Consider the following 25,545-nt stretch of genomic DNA (forward strand, 5'->3'; position numbering starts at 1 on the left):
TGTCCAAAGTATAAAGAATTTTATATAATTGATTTTATTTTAATACAAAAAAAGAGCCTAAGAGATACCTCTAGGCCCTGATATTTGACTTGTACTAGTCCACTAGATCTTTTAATTTTCCTGTAAGTTTGTAGTCAACTTTCTTTAATTCTTCTATATTTTTAACTCCTAGGAGGCACATTATCATTTTTAATTTATATCTTAGATCATCTAGGAAGTTTTCTAGGGCATCATAGCCACCAAGGAGCAAGTATTTGAGGACTTCTCCTGACATAGCTGCCATATCTGCTCCTAAGACTATTGATTTTACAATATCTAGTCCATTATTTATCCCACCGCTTGCTATGATGAAGATATCATCAGATACCCTTCTCACATCGATTATGGATTTTGCTGTAGGAATTCCCCAGTCGTATAGGTCTGAGAAATCCGAATCTACATTTCTAAGGTCTTCTATTTCCAAAAAGTTTGTTCCACCCTTGCCAGATACGTCTATATATTTTACTCCTAGCCTTATTAGGTGTTGAGCTACTTTTTGTGATATGCCAAAGCCTGTTTCCTTTACTATAAGAGGTACATCAAGCTTTTCTACCAATTCCTTGATACATGGCTCACTGTTAGTAAAATCCCTATCCCCTTCTTCCATAGCTAGCTCTTGGGCTATATTTAGGTGGATTTGCATAGCATTCGCCTTTATTAAATCCTTGGCAAAGTTAAAGTCCTCAAGGCTCCTCTCACTTCCAAGGTTACCAATTCTAACTATGTCCTTTTCTTTTAGTAGGATAAATGATTCCCTTGTTTCTTCATCATCTATGGCTATAGCTTCAGAACCTACTGCCATGGGTATATTAAATTTTTGGCATAAAGATGATAGGTTTTCATTGATATCCCAAGCTATTTCTCCACCTCCTGTCATGGCATTTACCATGATAGGCATGGATATCCTCCTACCCATAAATTCTATGGATGTGTCTATATCATCAAATTTTATATTGGATAGGGCTTGGTGTTCTATATAGACATCCCCAAACAAGTTATCTGTATTTCCCTTAGATTTTAGGTAATTTTCTATATGTTCATCTTTTCTTTCGCGTCTTTTATCCGTCATAAGGTCTACTCTGTTTCTTCTACACTTTCTTCTACTGAAGTTTGCTCTTCTGGAACTTCCTCGACTTCTTCTTGTGGTACTTCCTCTATTACCTCTTCGCTGGATTCTTCTTCACTTTCATTAACTGGTACTTCGATATAGTAATATTCGTATTCTACATCTTCTTCATAGTTTTGATCATAGTATTGGTCATCATTGTAAGTTGATCCAGCTTGTGAAGGATCTGGTTGCTGATATGAATTTACTGGTGCTGGTAGGGCCTCATTGTATTCTTCTATTATTTGATTATCTTCATCAAGGCCAGCCTTTTCCTTTGTCCAATTTTTGAGTTTGAAGCCAGAAAAATGCTTATCTACAAGGTCATAGGCCTTTTCGAAATCTACCACATAATAGGATATCCCATCAATTCCTTGCTCATAGCCTGGGATTGTATAGGTATCTACCTTATCTGATGAGAAGTTTTTGATATTTTTGACATGGTTTATCATTAAAGAAAGTGGGACATTGGTCTTAACATTTCTCATGAAATTGCTAGCGAGGGAAATTAAATCCAATTGGTCGCTCTTTTCAACAACCTGGTCTACCATGGCCTTCAAGAAGCCTTGTTGGGCATTTACCCTACCTATATCTCCATTTTCATAAATATTTCTTGTTCTTAGGTACCAAATAACATCTTTCTTATCAAAGTGGTTGAGACCCTCTCTAATTTTAACAGATCCCTTATCTATGGATACTCCCTTTGGCACTACAAAGTCGACTCCACCCATGTCTTCAACTAGCTCTTCTATGGCATCATAGTTGACCTCTACATAGTAGTCGATATCGAGACCCAAGAAGTTTCTTAGGGTTTGGACAGTTAGCTCGATGCCCCCATAGGCGTGGGCGTGGTTTACCTTGTCAAATTCTTCTCTTATCTTAACCCTGCTATCCCTTGGGACTGACAAAATATCGACCTTGCCAGTTTGTGTATTGGTTTTGACTAGCATAATGGTATCCGTCCTCGTGAAGTCCTGGTTATCATCCTCGCCATTCTTGTCAACTCCTACTACTAGGATTAGGTGTTCATTTTTATTTGTATTTACTGCATCGTCATCAAAGGATGAATTTTCTCCATAAATCTTCTTTTTCTCGCTTGCTTGAAGTTTGTTGAGGGCAAAATTCGACCCAAAAAATGTTATAGCCGCAACTAAGAAGGCTACTAAAAATCTTTTAAATTTCATATATTTTCCTTAATTAACTTATATTAGTATTATATGCTAATTTTTAAAATCTTCCTCTATATTTTAGACCATCTGAAAGTCTTTCTAGGGCCTTCATAAAGGATGCCCTCCTCAAGTTTACATTTTTATCACGGGCTATAGCAAAGACTTCTTCAAAAACCCTAGTCATTTGATCCCTTTGCTTCTCTTGAACTTCTTCTAATGTCAAGTAAGATCCTGTACGATTTTGAACCCATTCATAGTAGCTGACTAATACTCCACCAGAATTGGCCAAGATATCAGGAATAATCAAGACTCCCTTATCTTCCAAAAGCTCTGCTGCCTTATCAGTTGTAGGGCCATTTGCCCCCTCTCCTATTACCCTGGCCTTAATACTTGGGGCAATCTTTTCATCTATGGCATTTTCTAGGGCACATGGAAGGAGGATGTCTACATCTAAGGCAAAGAATTCTTCATTGGTGATTTTCTCTGCCTTGGCATAATTGAGGGCTGAGCCTTCATTCTCCCTTATAGCTTGAAGTTCTTCTACATCTAATCCCTTGGTAGAATATATCGCAGATGATCCAGAAGGCGCTTCCTTATCACGGGCATTAAGACCTACTAGTATAGCTCCAAATTCGCAGAGGTATTTTGCTGCAAAGTATCCCACATTACCAAAACCTTGGAGGGCAAAGGTCTTAGCTTCTAGGCTCTCTCCTCTTTGTTCGTAGGCATATTTTACACTTAGGGCAAGACCATAGCCTGTAGCAGCACTCCTTCCCAAGGACCCACCAAGGCTTATAGGCTTACCAGTAAAGGTCCCAAAGTCGACCTTTCCCCCATTTAGGGCTATGTACTCATCTATAAAATAGCCCATAATCTTAGGGTTGGTATTTACATCTGGGGCTGGTACATCTATATCAGATCCCAGGTAATTATTTATAGCCCTGACATAGGCCCTGGCAAGGCTCTCAAGTTCCCTATCACTTAGTGATTCAGGGTCAACCTTGAGACCTCCCTTGCCTCCACCTAGGGGCAAGGATAAAAGGGCAGACTTGATGGTCATCATCATTGATAGGGCTTTGACTTCGTTAGCATTTACATTTTCATTAAACCTAACTCCTCCCTTAGAAGGGCCAAGGATTGATGAGTGGGCTGATCTATAGGCCTTAAAGACCTTGGTTGAGCCATCATCCATCTTTATTGGTAGGCTTACTTCTATAAGTCTTTCAACATCTTTTAATATTTCATATACGGCTGGATCTAGACCTAAATCACTAGCCGCCTCCTTGTATTGACTTTGTACACTTTGTAATATTTCTAAATTTTCTCCCATATATACTCCTTATTTAATATTATATTATATGTTTTTGTCTTTTAAAATCATCATTTCAAATAAAAAAGCCGACCACCGGCCAGCTTTTAGCTTAATGAACTTATTCGAAGAAGTATAAAGTAGCTAATTTTAATACTTTATCCTACTTGTCCCTATTTATTTCGTCTACAAATTTTTTGGCTATGTTTTGAGGTCTTGTTATAGCTCCACCAACTACTACTGTGTAGGCACCAAGCTCTAATACCCTTCTTGCCTTTTCAGGAACATCTATATTTCCCTCAGCAATTACTGGGTGGTCTGCTTTTTCTACTATTTCCCTTAAGATCTTGAAGTCATCTTCGTCAATCTTTAAGCCCTTGGATTCTTCAGTGTATCCAACCATAGTTGTTCCTATGAAATCAAAGCCTAGCTTGTCAGCATGGAGGGCTTCTTCAACTGTGGAACAATCTGCCATTAAGACTATATCAGGATATTTTTCTCTGATTTTTTTATAAAATTCGTCTAAACTCTCTCCATTTGGTCTAGGTCTATCTGTCGCATCAGTTGCTATAATTTCTACATTTGTTTCTACAAGTTTGTCTATTTCATCCATAGTTGGTGATATATAGACATTTGAATCTTCATATTCTTGTTTAATTATGCCAATTATTGGGAGGTCTACATTTTTTTTGATCTCTTCTATATCTTCAACTGTGTTGGCACGAATACCTACCGCTCCTGCCATTTTTGCAGCTAGTGCCATTCTTCCCATTATAAATGATGAGTGGAGTGGTTCATCTGCTAGGGCTTGACATGATACTATCAAGCCTCCCTTTACATCTTCTATACTCATTAATCCTCCTTGTATTCCTTAGAAAACTAATTCCTTATTGCAAATATGGTCCTCACTACCATCTTACCTTTTTTTCTTAATTGTCTTTATATTTTTCTAAAAATAAATGATAGGCCCCATACATGCCAGACTTGTTGCCAAGTTTTGTGCTTGTTATAGTTGTAGATTCATATATATTTTGAGGAAGAAGTCCTTTTATCTTCTCCCTTATAGGGTCTATAAATAATTCTTCTTGTTGGCTAATGCCCCCACCAATTATTATGGCTTCGGGATTAACTATTAGCATGATGTGGGAGATGCCCATGGCTATTATATCTGTCATAGTCCCAACAAGGGCCTTGGCATCTTCATCGCCTTTGTCTATGGCTTCAAAGATTTCCTTGCCATTGGCATAGGCCTTGGCTGGGTAGTCTTCCTTGGCCCTTCTTAGGAGGGCAGAGGTTGAAGCTAGGCTTTCGAAGCTTTTTCCAAAAAAATCCATATAACCAATCTCTCCAGCCTGACCTGAGGCTCCCCTATTTATCTTGCCATCTAATATCAAGGCCCCACCTATACCAGTTCCTACTGTTAGGGTAAAGGTTGAAACAAAGTCCTTGCCTGCTCCTTGGTGGAATTCTCCCATGGCTGCAGCCTTTACATCATTTTCTACTAGGGTGGGGAGGGAAAATTCTTCATATATTTCTTTTTTCCAATCAAGGCCCATATAATTTTTAAAATTTTCGTTGGTGTAAGCTATTATTCCTGTCTTACTATCAACCATCCCTGCTGTAGATATTGCTATACCATCAAGGTCATAGCGAGCCTTAACCTCTCTTATCCTAGCAAATAAATCATCCACTATGAGTCTTGCATCTTCACTTGCCTTGGATTCAAAATTTTCAAAAAATATAGCCTTATCAGAAGTCTTGAGCATTGATTTTATTTCCGTACCACCTATATCAAAACAAAGTACATTCATTATCTATTTACCGAATTTCTTCCTTAGTATATCAATTACTTTTATATCTTCCAATTCGTATTTATCAGCAAGTTCTACAACTTCTTTTGCAAGTATCTTTTGATCTTCTCCATAGAAGTTTATAAATGGTCTTCTAGCATAGCCTGCATTAACTCCTGCTTCTCTAAGTAGGGCCTTGATACCAGCTACCATATTACCTGTTCTAACTATGTGGGTTATAAGTACAACGGCACTTCTTTGTAGCTTGTAAGCTTTTTCTACATTTCCTTCTTTTACATTTTTGTAAATTTGAATGAATAAGTCAGGAAAGAGGTTGTAGAATGATCCTACTATTCCATCAACTCCGAGCAAGACATTGGAACTTGCTAGCTCATCTGCTCCACCATAAATCATAAAATCTTTGTCGATATCATCTCTTATAACTGGAATTTCGAAGATATCAGTGCTTGTATATTTGACCCCTTGGATATTGTCGATCTTTGATAATTCCACTATCATCTCTTCACTCATAAGACCTGCTAGGGGAACATTATAGATTATCATAGGAATATCTACTGCCTCTGCTATGTCCTTGTAGTAGTTAAAGATTTGCTTGCTATTGAAGGCCCAATAAAATGGAGGTACAGATGAGATTGCAGTAGCACCAGCATCTTTGGCACATTTTGCAAGCTCGATTGTCCTCTTTGTTCCGATGTTTCCTACGTGAACTACTACAGGCACCTTATCTCCAGCTACTTCCATTACAGCTTCTACTTCTGCTATTCTCTCTTCTGATTTCATCAAGAATCCCTCACCAGTTGAACCAGTTAGGTAGAGTCCATTGATATCAAAACTTAGTAGGAAGTCAATAAATTCCTTAGTTGCATCTAAATCTAATTCTTCGTTGATATCAAATACTGATATCGCTGCAGGTATTACACCCTTAAAATCTTTTATAGTAAATTTACTCATTGCTATCCTCTTTTTTTATTTTATTTAAAAATACCATCTTTTCATCTTCAAAATCGTTAATTCTTTCATATTCATACTTTGGATAATATAGGATTCTAGCCTTATCAAAAGACTCGGCCACTTTCTTAGTTAAATCCTTATTTTCCAACTCATCAAGTCCTGCAGATGCCATAAGGACAGGAGCCGCAATCTTTCTTGCCTTGTCTACAGACTTCTCATCAAAGAGCATTCCTTGTAATATAAGGCCCCTTAGCTTCTTATCGTTTCCTAGATCTAGAGCGATACCTGTAGCTTCCCTTTGTCCTATTATATAAATATTCTCATACTTATCCTTATATTTATTCCAAAGAGCCTTTACATTATTAAAATCCTCTTCGCTATTAGTGAAGTCATAAGATAAGCTATCCATATTAAGCTCAGAGAACCTCCTTAAATAATGGCAACCCATATTTATAGTAGGGTTGAGGTAGAAAAGCAAGCTATCATTTCCTTCATTTATGTACTTATAGGAAAATGAATTATCATCCTTGGCTATACCTTCATTTAAATCTGGATCATCTTTAAAAAATGGGAGGACTTCATCTTCCATAGGACAAATTTTCTCATGACCAAATCCCTTAAACTGGAAGAGTTTCTTAGGAGCCTTAATTTCATTATAGACTGCATATTGAACTTCCGGAGGTATGACTTCATCTGCTAGACTTATACCATAAATTATATCCGCTTTGATATAATTTACAAAGTTTGCCGCATCTATATAGGCCAGCTTATCAAAAAATTCATCTAACTTTTTGCCTTGGGGATCAAACCACCTTGAATAGTACCTTAACCCTTCATAGGCTGATTCGTCATAGTCGAGTTCAAAGACCTTCCTATAGTCTGTAAGGAAGGGATATAGAATATAGGCCTTTTTTACTACTTCTCTTTGCAAAGCTCCTGTAACGATGGTAATCCCTCCACCTTGGGAAGAGCCAGCCAGGTAAATTTTATCTACATCTACTCCCTCTAAGCTCTTGGCAAGATTTACAGTCAAGTAAGCATCCTTGAAGATATTTATATAAAATAAGTCTTCTTTGTCGCCATTTATCCCATCTATGATATGACCAGATACCGTAGGCCCCTTGTTAAGTCTCGCCTTCTCCATTTCAAAGCTTAGATCCCCTTGGCCCCTACAATCCATAGCTAGGACTCCAATCCCTTGGTCAAGGAAGGAGGAGTATTCAAAATATGAACGTGTAGCCCCAGGGTAACCATGGAAGATTACAACTAGGGGGATTTTTTCTTCTGTTTTTGGTCTTAGGTACTTGCAGTGGATCCTACTTTGATCAAAGCTTTCAAAGTATAGGTGGTAAAACTCACCTCTCTCAAAGTCATCTTCAAAGGCCTTCTCAATCTTATAGGATGGAGTTAGACCTTGGATATCTTTGATTTGACCAGTCCAAAAATCTTCAAAGTCTACTGGCTTTAGGTTTTCAAGCTTTGTATAGGACATTTCATCTACATTATTAAAATGTTTTTTGATCATTCTACTTCCCTTGGTATAGGTGACAAGCTACAAAATGACCATTTCCTAAGTCCTTAAATTCTGGAACTTTTTGCTCGCAAATTTCTCCTATATATTTTGGACACCTATTATGGAAAGGACAGCCAGAAGGTTTGTGGATTGGACTTGGTACATCCCCTTCTAGGACTATTCTCTTTGACTCTCTTCCAACTTCAGGAATTGGCACAGCAGATAGAAGAGCCTCTGTATAAGGGTGGGCAGGCTTTCTATTTAATTCAACACTGTCAGCGTATTCTAATATATGACCTAGGTACATTACTATTATCCTATCAGAGATATATTCTACAACTGATAAGTCATGGGCAATGAATACATAGGTTAGGTCCAATTCTTTTTGGATATCTTGGAGGAGGTTAATAACTTGAGCTTGGATAGATACGTCTAGGGCTGATACCGGCTCATCAAGTATAACTACTTCAGGTGATACTGATAGGGCTCTGGCTATACAAAGTCTTTGCCTTTGACCACCGGAAAATTCGTGTGGATACCTATAAATAAACTCTGGTCTTAGGTTAACTCTTCTTAGCCTATCTTCCATTATCATCTCAAGGTCTTCTTTGCTATTTACACCATGGGCTTTGAGGGGTTCTGCAAAGGAATCATAAATTTTTCTCATTGGGTTTAGAGCAGAGTATGGGTCTTGGAAGACCATTTGCACTTCTTTTCTAAAGTCAAATAATTGATCCTTGTTAAACTTAGTTATATCAGTCATAGTTCCATGGAGGTTATACAAAACTTCTCCACCAGTAGGTTCTTCTAGCCTCATAATAGACCTTCCTAGGGTTGTCTTGCCACATCCAGATTCTCCTACAACACCAATGGTTTCCCCTCTTTTTACTGTAAATGTCACATTATCAACTGCCTTTACATCATTTACTTTCTTTTTTTTGAAAGTTCCTTCATAGATAGGAAAGTATGTTTTAAGGCCTCTTACGTCAAAAACCAATTCATTATTACTAGACTTCATATCTTTATTGTCAAGATTTGTGTGAATTGCTGATTTTATATCTGAATTTGAATTATCAATTGTTTTTTGATTTGTATTATCAGTTTTCATCTACAATCTCCTTGCTACCTTCATGTAAGATACACCTTGCTACATGGTTGCCCTCTATCCTATATAAAGGAATATCCCTATTTTTACATTCTTCTTTTGCATATTGGCATCTTGATGCAAACTCACATCCCTTTACATAAGAAGCAGGGTCTGGAGTCTCGCCTGGTATTGTGGCAAGTTTTTTATTCTTATCCATTCCTGGAATAGGAACTGATTTAAGAAGAGCCTTGGTATAAGGATGGGATGGGTTAGTGAAAATATCCGCTACTTCACCATATTCTACAATTCTTCCCATATACATAACAGCTACTTGGTCAGCCACTTCTGCTACAAGTCCCATATTGTGGGTAATAAGGATAACTGACTTACCTTCCTTATCTCTCATATCCTTCATAAGGTCCATAATTTGGGCTTGGATTGTTACGTCAAGGGCTGTTGTTGGCTCATCTGCTATAAGAAGGTCAGGGTTATTTACCATGGCAATAGCAATCATTGCCCTTTGCTTCATACCACCTGAGAATTGGTGAGGGTAGTTGTCAAACCTTGACTCAGCTTCAGGTATGCCAAGCTTCTTGATCATCTCTATACCTATAGAACGAGCTTCACTTTTTGATATATCCCTATGCTCTCTTATATTTTCCATAATTTGATATCCTACAGTATATACTGGGTTTAGGGATTGCATAGGATCTTGGAAGATCATGCCGATCTCATTTCCCCTAATTTTTCTCATGGTCTTGCCATAAGGTTTTTGGGCAAGGATGTCGATATCCTTTAGAGATTCACTCTTAAACATTGACGTTCCTGATGCTATTTTTCCATTCTTAGGCAAGAGATTAACCATAGAATTTACTGTAACTGACTTACCAGAACCACTCTCTCCTACTATGGATAGGATTTGTCCTTTTTTTACATCTAATGAAACATTCTTTACTATTCTTATGATATTTTTACCTACCTTGAATTCAGTAGACAAATTTCTTAATTCTATAATATTTTCCATAATATCTCCTAATTTCTAGGGTCGAGAGCATCCCTTAGACCATCACCTAAGAAGTTGATACTCATTACAAATAATGATATTACTAGACCTGGAATTATCCATTGCCACTTATACATTTGTATAACAGTAATAGACTTAGCTGCATTTATTATAGTTCCCCAAGTAGGAACGTTAGTTGGTACACCTAGTCCCAAGAAGGATAGGCCAGTCTCTTGGAGGATAAAGTAAGCTATGTTTATTGTAGTTGCTACTATGATAGGACTTAGAGTGTTTGGTAGGATATCTTTAAACATTATCTTGAAGTCAGATATTCCAAAGGCCCTGTTTACATCAACATATGTTTCTTCTCTAAGTCTTAATACTTCATTTCTTACAATTCTAAATACTGTCATCCAACCTACAAAGGTAAATACCCAAATCATATTGGTTACTGATGGTCCTATGATTGTAACCAAGACCATTACCAAGATAATTAGAGGGAAGGATTGGAGGATTTCGGAAATTCTTATAAGAATGGAGTCAATAAAGCCTCCAAAATATCCAGCTATTAGACCCAAGACTGTTCCTATAATTGATGTTGTCATAGCTGATACAACTCCTATCATTATAGAAATTCTACCACCATATAGTAACCTTGAATATAAATCACGTCCAGTAGAATCAGTTCCAAAGATATGGATCCCACTGGGTGCTTGGTTTAACGATGCCATATCAATTTGGTTTGGATCATAAGTTGCAAAAATCGGAGCAAATACTGATAATATAATCATCGCCAAAACTATAATTAGACCTAATATAGCAAGCTTATTAGAAAAAAACTTTTGAATAGATCTCTTAGCTAGAGATGATTTTGGCTTTCTTTTTACATTGATTTTATTTTCACTCATAATAAACTCCTATAATCTAATCCTTGGATCAAGTAAGGCTGATATAACATCTACTAAGAAAGATATTGCCAACATTACTGTAGCAATAAGTAGAGTTGTTACCATTATGATAGGATAATCACCACTAGTTACAGCCCCCATGAGGGTAGATCCAATTCCTGGCCAGTTAAATACTGACTCAATAACTACAGAACCACCTACAAGTCCAGGTATTCTAAGCATTATAGTAACTAGGATAGGTCCCATAGAGTTTCTAAAGGCGTGCATTAAATATACCTTGGATTCTCTAATACCCTTAGACCTTGCAGTCTTTATATACTCTTGATTCATAACTCCTAGCATTGAGTTTCTAGTATACCTTAGAACTGTTGCAATCATGGCTATGGATAAGGCTCCAGCAGGAAGGATTAAGTTCTTGATCCTATCTACAAAAGTACTCATACCATATATATTCCTACCTCCTACTGGTAACCAGCCTAGGGATAGGGCAAAGATTGATATCAAAACTATTCCAAATAAAAATTCTGGTATAGATTGGCCAATAACTCCAATAACTCTTGCTATATAGTCAATTGGACCATTTTGGTTAACGGCTGATAGGATACCTAAAAATATTCCTAAAAATGTTGAAATAACTAAAGAAGCAACTGCTAATTCCAAAGTTGCTGGAAGCTTTTGGGCAAGTATTTCACTAATAGCTTGACCATTAATTATAGAATAACCAAAGTCTCCCCTAACAACATTACTAATCCATCTAAAATATTGAACGAAAATAGGGTCATTTAGACCATACCTATCTCTTAAAGCCTCGATCATGGCAGGATCTCTGGATGTTCCTGGTGGAAGTAAATAGTTGATAGGGTCTATTGGCATAGCTTTCAAAGCTACAAAAATCAAGAAAGAAATAATTACTAGCATAGGGATCATCTGTAATAATTTCTTTAATATGTACTTGAAAATATTATTATTGTTCATAATTTCCTTCTTTCCATTATTTAAGGAGTTGTCTTAGCATAAAGTTAAAAACAACTCCTTAATTCTAAACTAAGCTATTTTAATTCCCAATTTTCAAATCCTATATCAGCTGCAAACCATGGGTTGGTAAATTTTGCACCGTTAGTTTCTACGTTGTCTGTGTTAACAAAGATATCATTCTTTAGCATAAAGATTACTTCTTTTGATAGGTCTTCTGCTTCTATCTTTTGAAGTTCTTTTAGTATTTCTGCTCTCTTTGTTTCGTCAGTTTCTTGTAGTAATTCTTGGTATTTAGCATCGTATTTAGATCCTACTTCTTCACCAAATACTTTAACAAGGTTGTTATTTTGTGGAACATATTCTCCATACCACTCTTCATAACCAAATGCTGATAGCCCCTTTAGAGCAAAGTCATAGTTTCTTAGTTCCATTAGCTCTTGAGTAGCATCTCCTGCAAATTTTTGAACGTTTACGCTAATACCAACCGCTTGTAGGTTTTGAGCTATAGAATTATATAGGTCTACTGAAGCTTGGTCAGCCATGTAGTATCTAAATTCTAATGGTTGATCATCTGTGTAGCCTATTTCTTGTAATAGTTCTTTTGCTTTTTCTGGGTTGTAATCAAATTTTTCAAGTTCTGTATTCTTGTTTTCTGAGTCTTTTTCTGGTACACCATAGGTAGACTTTTCAGCTAGTTCAGGGAATAATGATGCTGTTAAGTTATCCCTATCTATAGCATAGTAAATTGCTTGTCTAAACTTAGGATTTTGTACCCATTTATTAGCAGGTCTTTGTTCATTACCTGTTTGGTTAAATACTAGGTAGTAATAGAATAGGGTATCTACAGTTTGACCTTCCCAGTTTTCCTTCTTATCAACAGATGTAACTTCAGTTGGAGCCTTGGTATTAAATACGTCAGCTTGGTCACCTAATACTGAGTTTAGTTTAGCGTCAGATGGTACTATATTTACAACTACTGATTGGATCTTTGGAGCTTGGTTTTCATAATTTTCATTTGGCTCAAGGGCTATATAAGAGTCTGTAACAACTTCTTTAACCTTATACATACCATTTGTTATAGGAGCCTTCCAGAAATCAGCTGTGTGGTATTCTGTCATATCAACACCTTCAAAGCCATGTTGAGGTAAAATAGCAAATTGTGATAGGACTGGAATCATATTACCTACAGATTTTTCCATCTCTAGGGTAACCTTATTTCCGTCTACCTTGATTCCTTCAACTTCTTCAGCTGATCCATCTTTATACGCACTTGCTCCCTTGATTGATGAGAAAGCACCTGTATAAATAGAGTTAACCTTAGCACCCTTTAAAGCACCTTCGATTGAGAATTTAACATCATCACCTGTTAAAGCTTCTCCGTCTGACCATTTAACACCTTCTTTTAAGTTGAATTCGTAAGACATTCCATCATCAGCCATAGTATAGTCAGCTAATAGGTCTGGTTCAAATTCTGTTAATTCTGGATTAGCTTTGAATAGGGATCTAAAAGTAATTACCTTGTAGATATCTCCTCTGTTCCACCAAGGTGTATCGAAGTTTGTTCCCTCACCTTGTTTATCAAAAAGCATCCTTAGAGATTTACCTTCTTGATCTGCACCTTCATTTGTCTCAGCTACTTCTGTAGTAGCAGTTTCTGCGCCTTGGTCTGTGCTAGCATTTTCTGCAGGTTGGTTTGAGTTTCCCCCACCACATGCAGTAAGAAGCATCATTGTAGACAAGGCTAAAGATAAAAATTTCTTGTTCATATTCCCTCCAATAGTTTTTCTGAAATGTTTGAATTACTTGGAAATCCTTGGAATCGCAAACATTTTCCTATATATAACATTGTAGCACTTTCATAAACGGAAATCAAGTTGACACTTTAAAACGCTAAGTTTTCAATCAAAAGAAAAAAACCGATATAAATCAGGTCATCTTATCATCTCTTGGATTATTCTTATGCTATCCTTATAGGAATTTGTTTCTATATCAGGTTTGGTAGGATTTTCTTCGTTGAGCTTGCCCTCACTATCAAAGCCCAGAGTGTTGGTATAGGTAAAGACTATCCCTGAGTTTGGCAAGACTGAATTAATAAGTCCCAGTGTTATACCATCACCCTTGGTTTGCTCGCCCAAAAGGATGCCAGCATTGGAATTTTTCATAAAGTTGGTGAAGCCTTCTGCTGCCGAATATACTTGCTTATCCACTAGGATAAATATTTCTCCATCAAAACCATAGTCCCTATCGGACTTATCAGGGCTAATGGATATTATGTCCTTCATATAGAGGTCAAATCCTTCTATGTCCTTGGTATTTAAAATGTTTAGGGCAGAGGTATCCATATTTTCTAGCCTTTCTGCATTCAAGTTCTCATCTGCAAAGATAAGCTTTGCCTTATCAGAGTCCTTAAAGAATAGACTGTTTGTAACTTTTTTTGGACTGGTTAAAAGCTTTGGTAGGAGGAAGTTTTGCCAATAGTCCTCGTTTCCTCCAGAATTGCCCCTAATATCTATGATAAGGGCCTTATAGAGGTGCTTGTTTTTTAGAAAGTCCTTTAGGACCTTTAGGTCTTCACTATACTTAGATACTCCTGCCATCTCTTTAATTTTAATAAGGCCAAGACCCTTACCGAGATCTTCAAAGCTTAGGTTACTAGGATCAGCCGTTTCAAAGATAGCCCTTCTCCTATAGAGGTCTATGTTATCTTCATCAGATTGCTTGCCCTTTAGGTCATACCTATTCCTTACCACGCTTCGATTAAGGTTTAAAAATTCATAATATATGGATGGGGACTTGAAATTTTGGGCAAAGTAGTCTAAGGTATCCTTGACATAGGCCTTATCAGCTATCTTGGCATGGTCGCTTTTAAGGTCTCCCATAATCATTTTTAAAGTCTCGATAAATTCCTCATCGGTCTTAGCTTTTTTGACCATGTTTAAATACTTGTCATGAGATTTCAAAAAATCGATTTTGTTCCTTCTCTTGAGGACTTCAAAAAATGGGTAGTTTTCCTTAAGTTCCTTAAAGAGGACCTCAAAGTCTTCTACCATTTCATCCTTCGTTAGCTCTTTAGGTTTTTTGGGGTCAGGAAGTTCAAGTTTGAGGGGACTTTTTAGGCCTTGGTACCATTTTAAATACTCATCTACACTAAATTCTTCAATCTTATCTGGGTGAAATTTCCCATCTGTTAGAACTGTACCCTCCCTCTCATAGGTAAACTGAGCTCTCCTTGCCATAAGCTGGTCAAACCTTCTAGGTACGCAGGCTGTTACAAAGCTTACAAGTAAGATAAGACTAAGAATTTTTGCTTTAGCCTTCATTAGAGGCCTCCATTTAGGACTAGGTCCCTCTTGTAGAGGTCAAATAAGAGGGCAATGTTTCCTATAGGATTTACTAGAGAATAGATTCCTATAAAGACCATAATAAAGTAAAGTTTCTTGACCTCAGCTTTTCTGATTCCCCCTATGGAATAGGATCTTGCCCTAAATACTCCGAAGGAATAGAGGATAGCAAAGACCCCAAATACCACTTCAAAAATTTCCCTAAAATAAATGCCAAAGCCCAGCACACCAAGTCCTGCCAAAAACCGTATTATGGCGCTTATCCTATTTAATTTATTGTATTTTTTGATAATATTTCTAACCCTAGGGTTAGACCTTTCACTTTTTGCCATATCATAATTCCAAGTTTGGGTAAACCTTCATAAATTTGCTGTCTGTATCACCATTTTTGTAATTTAGATAGCCTGCCATGGCCACCATAGCTGCATTGTCGGTACACAAGATAAGATCTGGATAATAAAGCTCCATCCCCTCCTTATCAAGCTCTTCTTTAAGTCTCTCTCTAAGCCTAGAGTTTGCAGCGACTCCCCCACTTACGGCGAGGGTCTTAAGGCCTGTTTCCCTTAGGAGTTTCATAGACTTGGCTACCAAAACATCGACCACTGCCTCTTCAAAGCTTGCAGCAAGGTCAGCCTTATTTACCTCTATTCCCTTTTGCTCTTGGGTGTGGGCGTAGTTAATAACCGCTGTCTTTAGCCCTGAGAAGGAAAAGTCATAGGAATTCTTCTCGAGCATTACCCTAGGGAAGTCTATGGCTTCCTTATTGCCTTCCTTGGATAGCTTATCTATCTTTGGTCCACCTGGATAGCCAAGACCTATCTTTCTTGCGACCTTATCAAAGGATTCTCCTACCGCATCATCCAAAGTCCTACCCACAACCTCATAGTCTGTGTAGGAGTTTACCTTACATAGATAGGTGTGGCCCCCTGATACAACCAAGGATATAAATGGAGGCTCTAACTCCTTGTGGGTTAGGTAATTAGCACAAATATGGCCTTGCATATGGTTTGCCCCAATCATTGGCTTATTTAGAGCGAGGGATAAGGCCTTACTGGCTGATATCCCTACCAAGAGTGATCCCATAAGACCAGGCCCCTTAGTTACTGATATAAGGTCTATATCTTCATAGGTCAAGCCCGCATCACTAAGGGCCTTATCTATCAGAGGATTTATAGCCTCCAAGTGCTTCCTACTTGCAATCTCAGGTACCACTCCACCAAAGAGGGTATGGATATCTATCTGAGATGATATTAAATTTACGAGAACTTCTCTATCATTTTTGAGAATAGCAACAGAGCTATCATCGCAACTTGTCTCTATTCCCAATGTATAAAAATCTGTCATTTAAGTATCCTTTTCATATTGTAGGCATCTTCTCCTAACTTTTGATAGTAATTCTTCCTGATGCCTACTCTTTCAAAACCGAATTTTTCATATAGGGCAAGGGCTCTTTTATTTTTGGTAGAAACTTCTAGCCATATTTCGCTTGCCCCTTCTTTGACCGACTTATCTATTAGGTGGGATAATAATTCGCTTCCTACCCCCCTTTTCCTATAATTTTTATCGACTGCTATAGTAAAGACCTCTACCAAATCTAGGACCTTGCTTGCTATGTAAAAGCCCAGTATCTCGCCCTTATCCTCGTAGACATAGTGGCTTAGTAGGCTATTTTGGGTAAGCTCCCTTATAAGTTGCTTCTTGCTCCAAGGCTCAAAAAAAGACTCATTTTCGATTTGGTAAACCCTGTCGGTATCACTTATTTGCATCTTTCTTATCATTTTCTATTAATTGCCTTTCAGCTTGACTTTTCCTAAGATAATTTGGTTTTATAGTATAGAGGTCTTCTCCTATTAGCTCACCTTCTAGGGCAATCTTTATTAAGGACCTCCCTATAGAATTGTTGAAATTTATGGGTAGAGAGATGGCTCTACCGAACCTATCCTCATACTTTTCATTCATAGTTCCTATAAGCTCAATGCTTCGACCAAGCTCATTTACCCTTCTTGAAAAATCATCTATGGTATAAAGGTCTTCTTTGATTAGCTCATTAAAGTCCTTGTCATAGGCTGCACCATAGACCCTATTGCCCCTGGCATCTATCATAGGGACCTTGACCCTATCTGATGAACTGTTGTTGGCTAGGGCAAGGAGGGTGCTTATAGGGATTAGGTCCTTCTTATAAACTTGGGCAAGGGTTTTTGCTATAGTCATCCCTATCCTAAGTCCTGTAAAAGACCCCGGCCCCTTGGCTATTACAAATTTATCAATATCAGCTATCTCCATTCCCAAAAGCCCTAACAAGGTCTCGATCATAGGGACCATAGACTCGCTATGGGTCTTTTGTTGGTTGACATTAAAATCTCCTATAATCTCATTTTCATCTGCTATAGTTACAGTTGAAATCATAGTTGATGTATCAATTGCTAAAATGTTCATTTATTTCCCTTCCTCGTTGGCTCTCATCTGATATTGTAAGCTCTCTAGTATTTTCGTCTATTTTTTCTATATTTATATCAATCATACCATCTGGCAAGTAGTCTTTGGCATTTACAGACCATTCTATAAAGCTAATGGCATCAGTCGGATAAAAATACTCTTCAAAGTCTATATCCAATATATCATCCGGATCATCTAGCCTATAGAGGTCTAAGTGGTAAATCTTCTTATCTCCCTCGTAGATATTAACCAAGGCAAAGGTAGGTGATGATGAATCATCTATGCCGAGCTCTTTTGCTATAAGAGAAGTTAGGGTGGTCTTGCCTGCTCCCATTTCTCCAATTAAATTAACAACATCTCCCTCAACTAAGAGAGCTGATAAGTCATGAGCAAAGGACTCAAGTTCTTCTAAATTCTTAATTTCCATAAATAACTCCTTATACTATTATACTCCAAAGGATATAAATAGAAAAAGTCCCACCATGAGGCAGGACCTATAGTTTCTTATTTTTTAAGTAAGGGTGATACCCTCTTGTAGAGGAAGTAGGTTACGAGAGATGCCACAGAGCCCTTAATTATATTAAAAGGAGCTACTGATAGGAGCATCAAGGTAAAGTATGAGCTTACAAGGCCATTTCCCCCTTGGGTCATCTCTACAAAGGCCATCATATCAAGTTTCATAGCCTTACCATAGGCTGGAAATACTACAAAGGCGTTTGATAGGGTTGCTATTACCGTCATAGCCAAGACTCCTAGGACTAGGGCCACTATAGCATTTTTCTTATTCCTTCTCTTCCTATAAACACTAGCTGCTACAAAAACAAAGGTAGCACCTACTATAAAGTTTGATAGCTCCCCAACTCCTGCTGTTGTGGTCTTGGTTAGGTTTAGGACATTCTTAATTAATTGAACGATGACCCCCACAAGAGGACCTCCTGCAAAGCCACCAAGTAGAGCAGGCACATCGGCTAGGTCTACCTTCATGAAGGGTGGTGCTATAGGGATAGGTAGTTGGATAAACATAAGCACATAGGATATGGCTGACAAGATACCTATTTTAACAATAGAGTTCAAAGAAAATATTTTATTTTTATTCACAATTCCTCCTTTTAGGGCAAGAAAAAAAAGCCCTAGTTCAGGGCAACAAAAAAGATTCATTTCTTCTTCCATCCAGACTATACTGTCGGTATCAGAATTTCACTGATTCAGTTCACAGAACTCGCGGACTTTACCGCCGGTCAAGGAATCTCACCTCACCCTGAAGACGATCCTTAGATCATTATAATTTATTTTATTTATAGGTACATATTACCACAAAGTTTCTAAATAAGCAAAGTTTCTAAAGAATGTTCTCACATTTGTCTATTACCCACTTGTAGCCCTGTCTACTTACAGTCCTTATTGGGTTAATATCTGCCTTCTTAAATTCATTTCTAATTTTTCTTATATATTCTCTAACAGACCTCGCCGTAGTCTTTATCCCCCTATCAGCCATTTCATTAGCTATATAGTCCTTAGATAAGACTTCTCCCATATGCTCTATTAGTATAGCACAAACTTCAATTTCACTTGTAGTAAGATCCAATATATTATTTCCTATCCTAAAGACCCCATTATCCTTATCCAAGGTACAAAAGCCTAGGCTTATTATATTGGCAGACCTTAGTTCATTGACCTTCCTTATGATTTTGTTTGTAAACTCCTCTCTGGTGTAGGAATGGATTACAAATTCTTCATCATCTATGTCAGCCTCGAAGGGGTTTTTCTTGTATTCTTGGGTTAGATAGATTACTGGAATCTTGCTTTGTTGTTTGATAAATTGTATGACTTGCAAGCACATATTGTGGCTCATATCCACAAGGATCAAGTCATACTTGGTAAGGTCTGAAAATATAAGTTCATCTATAGAATCTATCTTATCAACTACTACTTCCTTCTTGTCAAAACGAGTGTTTATTAGAGAGGATACTCCATTTTCATTTTCTACTGATGCTATTCTCAATATAATCACCCTCTTTAAAACATAATTTTATTTTTATTGCAAGTAAAACTAAAAATAACTTGTCTTTTAAATTGAAAATAAGGGGGACCCTTACTAGGCCCCCTATCTACCTATAAATTTATAGGTAATATTTTTCAACTACATTTAGTTCATCATCTAGTTCATAAACCAAAGGTTGACCTGTTGGAATTTCTAGGTCCATGATATCATCATCTGAAATTTTCTCTAGGTGTTTAGCTAAGGCTCTTAGGCTGTTACCATGAGCTGCTACTAGGACTGTTTCTCCCCTTAGTAGTTCTGGAGCAATGCTATCAAAATAGTATGGCAATACTCTCTCTAGGGTAACTTTTAGGTTTTCTGCCTTAGGAATTACATCTACTGGTAGTGACTTGTAGATGTCTAGTTGGCTTTGTTCTTTGATTTCTTCTTCGCTTAGTTCTGGAGGTAGGGTATCATAAGATCTTCTCCAGATATGAACTTGGTCATCTCCGTATTTTTCTGCTGTTTCTGCCTTGTTTAGTCCTTGAAGGCCCCCGTAGTGTCTTTCATTTAGTCTGTAAGTTTTTTCAACTGGAACATACATTTGGTCAGAATATTCTAGGGCATAGTTACAAGTTTTGATAGCTCTTTTTAGAATTGATGTGTGAGCATGGTCAAATTTGATGCCTGCTTCCTTGATCTTTCTACCAGCTTCTTTTGCTTCTTCTTCACCTTTTTCGCTAAGGTCAACATCTACCCAACCTGTAAATTTGTTGGCAAGGTTCCATTCACTTTGTCCATGTCTTACTAGAACTAGTTTTTTCATCCTATCTTCTCCTTAATTTTTCTTTTGTTTCCATTTCTTTTTGCTTATCTTTTATAGCTTCATTGCGTTCTTCATCTAGCGAATCAATCCAGTTTAGTGCCTTCGCTGTTCCTATTATAACACATTCTGAAGGATTTTCAGAGATTTCTACATCAATTTTTAATTTTTCTTTTATTCTCTTAGCAAGTCCCAGTGTTAGGGCTCCACCACCTGTTAGAATGGCTGGCCTTTCATAAATATCTGATACTAGCTCTGGTGCGGTTACCTCTATGACTTCTTCTATAGATGAAATTATGAGGTCTATATTTTCCCTTATGGCTTCAAAAACTTCCCCTATAGGAAGGTAGATTTTTTGAGCTAGGCCGTTGGTTATAGACCTACCTGTAACTTCTATTGATCCTTCACTACTCCCTGAACTTGCTGCGATTTTTATATCTTCAGCCTTTATTTCTCCAATAAGGATGCCATATCTTTGTCTAAGGAAGTCCTTGATGGCTCTATCAAAGATTAGTCCCCCTACAGGAATTGATGAGCTGGTTATAATTTGTCCCATAGATATGACTGCTATATCTGTGGTGCCTCCACCTACATCTATTACTAGACTTCCTAGGGGATCTGCTATATCTACTCCAGCTCCTATCGCACTAGCAAGGCCCTCTTCTATAAGGTAAGTCCTGTGGGCTCCGGCATTATCGCTTGCTTGGAGGAGGGCTCTTTTTTCTACCTGGGATGATCTTGAAGGGGCGCAGATTAAAAGGTCTGGCTTTAGGAGACTCTTGTTTGTAGCCTTCTCTAAGAAGTACTTTAGCATCCTCTCTGTTGCTTCAAAGTCTGCTATGACTCCATCCTTTAGGGGCATTACGGTTTTAACATTGCCTGCTGACCTTCCCACTATCTTTTTCGCTTCATTACCTACTGCAAGAATATCTCCTGTAAGCTCGTCAAGTGCTATAACTGACGGTTCTTCTACTACAATCCCCTTGTTGTTTACATAGATTAAAACTGATGATGTTCCTAAATCTATTGCTATAGCTCTTCTTAGTCTTGCCATTTTTGCTCCTAATACTTCTTTAGCTCTTCTACCTTATCAAGTCTTTCCCAGGTAAAGTCCTCATCATCACGGCCAAAGTGGCCAAAGGCTGCTGTCTTTCTATAGATTGGTCTTTTGAGGTCTAGTTTATCAATGATGGCTTTAGGTCTAAAATCAAAGTTTTCTTCTACGATTTCTAGGAGTTTCTCATCATCATATTTTCCAGTACCAAAGCTATCCACATATATAGAAAGTGGTCTTGCTATACCAATGGCATAAGATAGGCCTATCTCAAGCTTATCGCAAAGTCCTGCCGCTACCATATTCTTTGCTGCATACCTTGCCATGTAGGCGGCTGACCTATCTACCTTAGTAGGATCTTTTCCAGAGAAGGCTCCACCACCAGATTTTGAGTAACCACCGTAGGTATCTACTATGATTTTTCTTCCTGTAAGTCCACTATCGCCCTTAGGGCCACCTATTACGAATTTACCTGTTGGATTTACATAAATCTTGGTATTTTCATCTATTAGGTCCTCATCAATTACTTCATCTATTACTTCTCTTATTATGTCTTCCCTTATAGTAGCGAGTTCTACATCAGCACTATGTTGGGCAGATATTACTATAGAATCTATCCTTGTTAATTTCCCATCATCATATTCTACTGTTACTTGGCTCTTGCCATCTGGTCTTAGGTAAGGCAAGATTCCTTCCCTTCTGACATCGCTTAGCCTCTTAGCTAGTCTTTGAACATAGACTACAGATATCGGCAAGTAGCTATCTGATTCATTGTCAGCATAGCCAAAGACCATTCCTTGATCCCCTGCCCCGATCTTATCGTAGTCTTCCTTTCCATCTTCATAACCTTGGGCCTTATCAACTCCTTGGGCAATATCTGATGATTGCTCGATAAGGGAGGTCAAAACAGCTACATTTGAATAATCAAAGCCTAGCTTTGGATCATCGTAGCCAATTTCCTTAATTGTGTCTCTTGCGATTTTTTCTATAGGTGCGTAGGCCTTGGTTGTAATCTCTCCTACAACTAAAACCAAACCTGATGTTGTTACAGTTTCACAGGCTACCCTTGAATTTTCATCTTGTTTAAGGCATTCATCCAAGATAGCATCAGAAATTTGATCGCATACCTTGTCAGGATGTCCTTCAGTAACTGATTCACTAGTTATTAATCTCTTCACTTATTTCTCCTCTAATAAAACAACTGCCCTGGCCTCAATCCCCTCAGCTCTTCCTGTAAAGCCTAGTTTTTCACTGGTTGAAGCCTTGACACTTACATTTTCCATATCTGTCCTTAGATGCTCTGCTAAAAGCTTTCTTATCTCTTCTCTTTTGGGTGAGATCTTGGGCATCTCACAAATAATTACACTGTCCAAATTAGAAATCCTATAGCCTTTTTCATCCATCAGGTCGATTACCCTATCCAAAAGCTCAATCGAGTAAATATCTTTGTAGGAAGGATCTGTATCCGGAAACAAGTTTCCAATATCTGGTAGGGCCAAGGCTCCAAGGATGGCATCCATTATGGCATGGGTTAGAACATCGGCATCACTGTGGCCAAGTAAGCCAAGCTCATAATCAAACTTTACTCCACCTAGGATTAGGTCTCTATTTTGAACTAATTTATGAACATCGTATCCTATTCCAATTCTCATTATACGTTTTCTTTCCCTTCTATATAGGCTCTAGCAAAAATAATATCTTCCTTGGTCGTGAGTTTGAAATTAGAATACTCACCCTCTAAGACCTTGACCCCTTCTTTTCTCTTATAAAATTCAAAGAGGCCAGAGTCATCGGTTACCTTAAACTCACTATTTATATAATCTTCATACATGGAATAAAGGAGGTCCTTGTCAAAACCTTGGGGAGTTTGGATAGAATAAACAAAGTCCCTATTTGGCGTAAAGTCTACGTACATATTTTCATCTACGATTTTGACTGTATCCTTTGTTTTTACTGCACTAACTACCGCCTTATTGGTCCTTAGACCATCTATGACCTTATAAAAAAGCTCCCTAGTCGCAAAGGGCCTTACCCCATCGTGGGTTATAAGAAGCTCGGTCCTTGGGTCAAGAGCCTTGAGTCCCTCAAAAGTAGATAGCTCCCTAGTAGAAGAGCCATAAATCACCCTCGTCCTCTTGTCATACTTAGGCAAAAAGTCCTCTAGGAGATCTTCATCTCCCCTCCTAATAACGAGTATTAGCTCATCAATTTCCTCTATACTACATACTGTATCTAGGGTAATCTCTAGGACCTTCCTCCCACCTAGATCGATATAGGGTTTGTTGATCTCACTATCCATCCTAGATCCAGACCCTGCAGCTATAACTATGCAGGATAAAAATTTATTATCAATCATTTTTTGACCTTACAAATATCATTCTTCCTGCACTAGTTTGCAAGACTGAAGTTACTACTGCATCTATAGTTTGGTCTAAATACTTAAGCCCATCTTCTACAACAACCATAGTTCCATCTTCGAGGTAGCCTACCCCTTGGTTCTTGCCCTTACCTTCCTTGATTACCTCTATCCTCATTAGCTCTCCAGGAATTACTACTGGCTTTAGGGCATTGGCTAGGTCATTTATATTCAAGATAGGAATACCTTGGACATCTGCCACCTTGTTTAGGTTGTAGTCATTGGTAAAGACCTTACCCTTAAAGTCTATGGCAAGTTTTAGAAGTTTTGAATCAACTTCCTTGATATCCTTGTAATCCTTGTGGCTTAGCTTCAAATTAATCTTGTCATTTTCTTGGATCTTTTTGATTATATCAAGACCCCTCCTGCCCCTTTCTCTCTTAAGGTCGTCAGGGCTATCGGCGATGTGTTGGAGTTCTTCTAGGACGAAGTCACTTACTACAAGGTCGCCTTCTATAAAGCCTGTTTCAATTATATCTAGGATTCTCCCATCGATTATAACTGAAGTATCTAATATCTTTGGAGTGGCAATGTTCTTATTCTTATCAGCCTTGTAGGACTTGGCTTCCCTAGTATCCTTGCTATCTTTGGTCTCCTTGGTATCCTTATTATCTTTTCTTTGGAAAATATTTACAATATCATCGGTAGAATTGCCTGCAACTCTCCATCCCAAGTAACCCAAACCTATATATAATAAAATTGATAATAGCACAAAAATTGAATTTCCTACATAAGGTAGGCTTAATTCGGTCAAAGGTTTTGAAACTAAGGCTGCAATCAAAAATCCTAATATAGCTCCTATAATACCCACAATTAAATTCTTGGCGGGCATCTTCTTTAAACTATCTTCAAAATTTACGAAACTTTTAGCAAATCTATTGCCAAAAGTATCTATTAGTACATAAAAAAGTAATGCTCCTAATACGGCTGCTATTGCATTGGCTAAAATAAAATATATGCCGGATCCCGGTAAAAAGTCCAATCCGGCATTTATTAATCTAAATAGCACAATTCCAAGAACAGCTCCGATTATTAAAAGCACCAATCGAATTATTCTCTTCATCAACTACTCCTTAGAGTCCTATAGACTCATCTATCATCTCTTCTGCTTCTTCTTTCTTGAGAGAGCCTGCCATAACAAGCTCGCTTGCAAGGATCCTCCTCGCCCTATTTAATAGCTTCTTTTCTGTTGTGGAAAGTCCCTTTTTCTTATCAAGGAGGGCAAGGTTTCTTACCATCTCTGCTATCTCGTAAATATCTCCTTGCTTTAAAATTTCTTGATTTTGCCTATATCTTGCGGTCCAATTGTTACTCATCTTGCTTGGCTCATCATCCAAGATTGCGAGTACCTTATCGCCTTCTTCCTTACTAATTACCTCCCTAATATGCATATCGTTGATTTTTGATGTAGGTATAGATATATCCATATCCCCAATAGGCATTTTTAGGATATAATATTCCTTCTCATCTCCCAAAAATTCTTTCTTTTCGATTGCATCTATGGTACCTGCCCCATGCATAGGGTATACGATTTTATCGCCGATTTTAAACATTTATACCTCCTAGGCTCCTACTTATATTATAACCTATTCGGTAAATTTAGTAAACGTAAGTATAAAATTAT

At 37.7% G+C, this 25,545-nt stretch carries 27 protein-coding genes and 1 riboswitch; all 27 genes read right to left on the reverse strand.

Annotation, left to right across the window (positions count from 1 at the left end):
- Nucleotides 1-94: 94 nt before the first annotated feature.
- A complete protein-coding gene (gene fni, locus MUN42_RS07145) occupies nucleotides 95-1,108 on the reverse strand; it encodes a type 2 isopentenyl-diphosphate Delta-isomerase (protein WP_243343954.1) in 1,014 nt (337 codons plus the stop codon).
- Nucleotides 1,109-1,113: 5 nt separating this feature from the next.
- Nucleotides 1,114-2,328 carry an LCP family protein gene (locus MUN42_RS07150; protein WP_243343955.1) on the reverse strand — a complete coding sequence of 405 codons (1,215 nt, stop codon included), beginning with the start codon at nucleotides 2,326-2,328 and terminating at the stop codon, nucleotides 1,114-1,116.
- 43 nt (nucleotides 2,329-2,371) lie between these two features.
- The gene (locus MUN42_RS07155) at nucleotides 2,372-3,643 is read right to left on the reverse strand and encodes a Glu/Leu/Phe/Val dehydrogenase (RefSeq protein WP_243343956.1); all 1,272 of its coding nucleotides are present in this window, start codon (nucleotides 3,641-3,643) and stop codon (nucleotides 2,372-2,374) included.
- Between the two features lie 142 nt (nucleotides 3,644-3,785).
- Nucleotides 3,786-4,475: an N-acetylmannosamine-6-phosphate 2-epimerase gene (locus MUN42_RS07160; RefSeq protein ID WP_243343957.1), complete on the reverse strand. Its 690-nt coding sequence runs from the start codon at nucleotides 4,473-4,475 to the stop codon at nucleotides 3,786-3,788.
- Between the two features lie 76 nt (nucleotides 4,476-4,551).
- Nucleotides 4,552-5,433, reverse strand: coding sequence for an ROK family protein (locus MUN42_RS07165; RefSeq protein WP_243343958.1), 882 nt, complete (start codon nucleotides 5,431-5,433; stop codon nucleotides 4,552-4,554).
- A gap of 3 nt (nucleotides 5,434-5,436) precedes the next feature.
- A complete protein-coding gene (locus tag MUN42_RS07170; protein WP_243343960.1) occupies nucleotides 5,437-6,384 on the reverse strand; it encodes a dihydrodipicolinate synthase family protein in 948 nt (315 codons plus the stop codon).
- Nucleotides 6,377-7,909 (reverse strand): alpha/beta fold hydrolase, encoded by a 1,533-nt coding sequence (locus MUN42_RS07175; protein WP_243343962.1) that lies wholly within the window; start codon nucleotides 7,907-7,909, stop codon nucleotides 6,377-6,379. Before MUN42_RS07175 ends, MUN42_RS07170 begins: the two co-directional genes overlap by 8 nt.
- Nucleotide 7,910: 1 nt before the next feature.
- Entirely contained in the window at nucleotides 7,911-8,915 is a 1,005-nt protein-coding gene (locus tag MUN42_RS07180) for an oligopeptide/dipeptide ABC transporter ATP-binding protein (RefSeq protein ID WP_243344052.1), read from the reverse strand.
- A 79-nt stretch (nucleotides 8,916-8,994) separates the two neighbouring features.
- Nucleotides 8,995-10,008, reverse strand: coding sequence for an ABC transporter ATP-binding protein (locus tag MUN42_RS07185; protein WP_243343964.1), 1,014 nt, complete (start codon nucleotides 10,006-10,008; stop codon nucleotides 8,995-8,997).
- 8 nt (nucleotides 10,009-10,016) lie between these two features.
- A complete protein-coding gene (locus tag MUN42_RS07190) occupies nucleotides 10,017-10,895 on the reverse strand; it encodes an ABC transporter permease (protein ID WP_243343966.1) in 879 nt (292 codons plus the stop codon).
- A 9-nt stretch (nucleotides 10,896-10,904) separates the two neighbouring features.
- A complete protein-coding gene (locus tag MUN42_RS07195; protein ID WP_243343968.1) occupies nucleotides 10,905-11,870 on the reverse strand; it encodes an ABC transporter permease in 966 nt (321 codons plus the stop codon).
- A gap of 74 nt (nucleotides 11,871-11,944) precedes the next feature.
- Complete coding sequence (locus tag MUN42_RS07200; protein WP_243343969.1) at nucleotides 11,945-13,636, reverse strand: ABC transporter substrate-binding protein; 1,692 nt, start codon at nucleotides 13,634-13,636, stop codon at nucleotides 11,945-11,947.
- 165 nt (nucleotides 13,637-13,801) lie between these two features.
- Nucleotides 13,802-15,190 (reverse strand): S41 family peptidase, encoded by a 1,389-nt coding sequence (locus tag MUN42_RS07205; RefSeq protein WP_243343970.1) that lies wholly within the window; start codon nucleotides 15,188-15,190, stop codon nucleotides 13,802-13,804.
- On the reverse strand, nucleotides 15,190-15,543 hold the full coding sequence (locus MUN42_RS07210) for a hypothetical protein (RefSeq protein ID WP_243343971.1): 354 nt from the start codon (nucleotides 15,541-15,543) through the stop codon (nucleotides 15,190-15,192). The genes MUN42_RS07205 and MUN42_RS07210 overlap by 1 nt, the downstream gene beginning before the upstream one ends.
- A gap of 1 nt (nucleotide 15,544) precedes the next feature.
- Nucleotides 15,545-16,555 carry a tRNA (adenosine(37)-N6)-threonylcarbamoyltransferase complex transferase subunit TsaD gene (gene tsaD, locus MUN42_RS07215; protein ID WP_243343972.1) on the reverse strand — a complete coding sequence of 337 codons (1,011 nt, stop codon included), beginning with the start codon at nucleotides 16,553-16,555 and terminating at the stop codon, nucleotides 15,545-15,547.
- Nucleotides 16,552-16,989, reverse strand: a complete 438-nt coding sequence (gene rimI, locus MUN42_RS07220; protein ID WP_243343973.1) for a ribosomal protein S18-alanine N-acetyltransferase — start codon at nucleotides 16,987-16,989, stop codon at nucleotides 16,552-16,554. The genes tsaD and rimI overlap by 4 nt, the downstream gene beginning before the upstream one ends.
- The gene (tsaB, locus tag MUN42_RS07225; protein WP_243343974.1) at nucleotides 16,964-17,647 is read right to left on the reverse strand and encodes a tRNA (adenosine(37)-N6)-threonylcarbamoyltransferase complex dimerization subunit type 1 TsaB; all 684 of its coding nucleotides are present in this window, start codon (nucleotides 17,645-17,647) and stop codon (nucleotides 16,964-16,966) included. The genes rimI and tsaB overlap by 26 nt, the downstream gene beginning before the upstream one ends.
- A complete protein-coding gene (tsaE, locus tag MUN42_RS07230) occupies nucleotides 17,628-18,074 on the reverse strand; it encodes a tRNA (adenosine(37)-N6)-threonylcarbamoyltransferase complex ATPase subunit type 1 TsaE (protein WP_243343976.1) in 447 nt (148 codons plus the stop codon). Before tsaE ends, tsaB begins: the two co-directional genes overlap by 20 nt.
- Before the next feature lie 77 nt (nucleotides 18,075-18,151).
- Entirely contained in the window at nucleotides 18,152-18,745 is a 594-nt protein-coding gene (locus MUN42_RS07235) for an ECF transporter S component (protein WP_243343977.1), read from the reverse strand.
- 56 nt (nucleotides 18,746-18,801) lie between these two features.
- Nucleotides 18,802-18,917: riboswitch (FMN riboswitch) on the reverse strand.
- Between the two features lie 69 nt (nucleotides 18,918-18,986).
- Nucleotides 18,987-19,649 (reverse strand): winged helix-turn-helix domain-containing protein, encoded by a 663-nt coding sequence (locus MUN42_RS07240; RefSeq protein WP_243343978.1) that lies wholly within the window; start codon nucleotides 19,647-19,649, stop codon nucleotides 18,987-18,989.
- 118 nt (nucleotides 19,650-19,767) lie between these two features.
- The gene (gene gpmA, locus MUN42_RS07245) at nucleotides 19,768-20,454 is read right to left on the reverse strand and encodes a 2,3-diphosphoglycerate-dependent phosphoglycerate mutase (RefSeq protein WP_243343979.1); all 687 of its coding nucleotides are present in this window, start codon (nucleotides 20,452-20,454) and stop codon (nucleotides 19,768-19,770) included.
- 1 nt (nucleotide 20,455) lies between these two features.
- A complete protein-coding gene (locus tag MUN42_RS07250; protein ID WP_243343980.1) occupies nucleotides 20,456-21,505 on the reverse strand; it encodes a rod shape-determining protein in 1,050 nt (349 codons plus the stop codon).
- A gap of 8 nt (nucleotides 21,506-21,513) precedes the next feature.
- On the reverse strand, nucleotides 21,514-22,683 hold the full coding sequence (gene metK / locus MUN42_RS07255) for a methionine adenosyltransferase (protein WP_243343981.1): 1,170 nt from the start codon (nucleotides 22,681-22,683) through the stop codon (nucleotides 21,514-21,516).
- A complete protein-coding gene (gene ispF / locus MUN42_RS07260; protein WP_243343982.1) occupies nucleotides 22,684-23,157 on the reverse strand; it encodes a 2-C-methyl-D-erythritol 2,4-cyclodiphosphate synthase in 474 nt (157 codons plus the stop codon). It abuts the gene before it with no gap.
- Complete coding sequence (locus MUN42_RS07265) at nucleotides 23,157-23,861, reverse strand: IspD/TarI family cytidylyltransferase (protein WP_243343983.1); 705 nt, start codon at nucleotides 23,859-23,861, stop codon at nucleotides 23,157-23,159. The genes ispF and MUN42_RS07265 overlap by 1 nt, the downstream gene beginning before the upstream one ends.
- Nucleotides 23,854-24,984: a PIN domain-containing protein gene (locus tag MUN42_RS07270; protein WP_243343984.1), complete on the reverse strand. Its 1,131-nt coding sequence runs from the start codon at nucleotides 24,982-24,984 to the stop codon at nucleotides 23,854-23,856. Before MUN42_RS07270 ends, MUN42_RS07265 begins: the two co-directional genes overlap by 8 nt.
- A gap of 10 nt (nucleotides 24,985-24,994) precedes the next feature.
- Entirely contained in the window at nucleotides 24,995-25,474 is a 480-nt protein-coding gene (locus tag MUN42_RS07275) for a CarD family transcriptional regulator (RefSeq protein ID WP_243343985.1), read from the reverse strand.
- Nucleotides 25,475-25,545: the final 71 nt, after the last annotated feature.

Origin of the sequence: Anaerococcus sp. AGMB09787 (assembly GCF_022808955.1) — a bacterium.
GTDB lineage: Bacteria > Bacillota > Clostridia > Tissierellales > Peptoniphilaceae > Anaerococcus.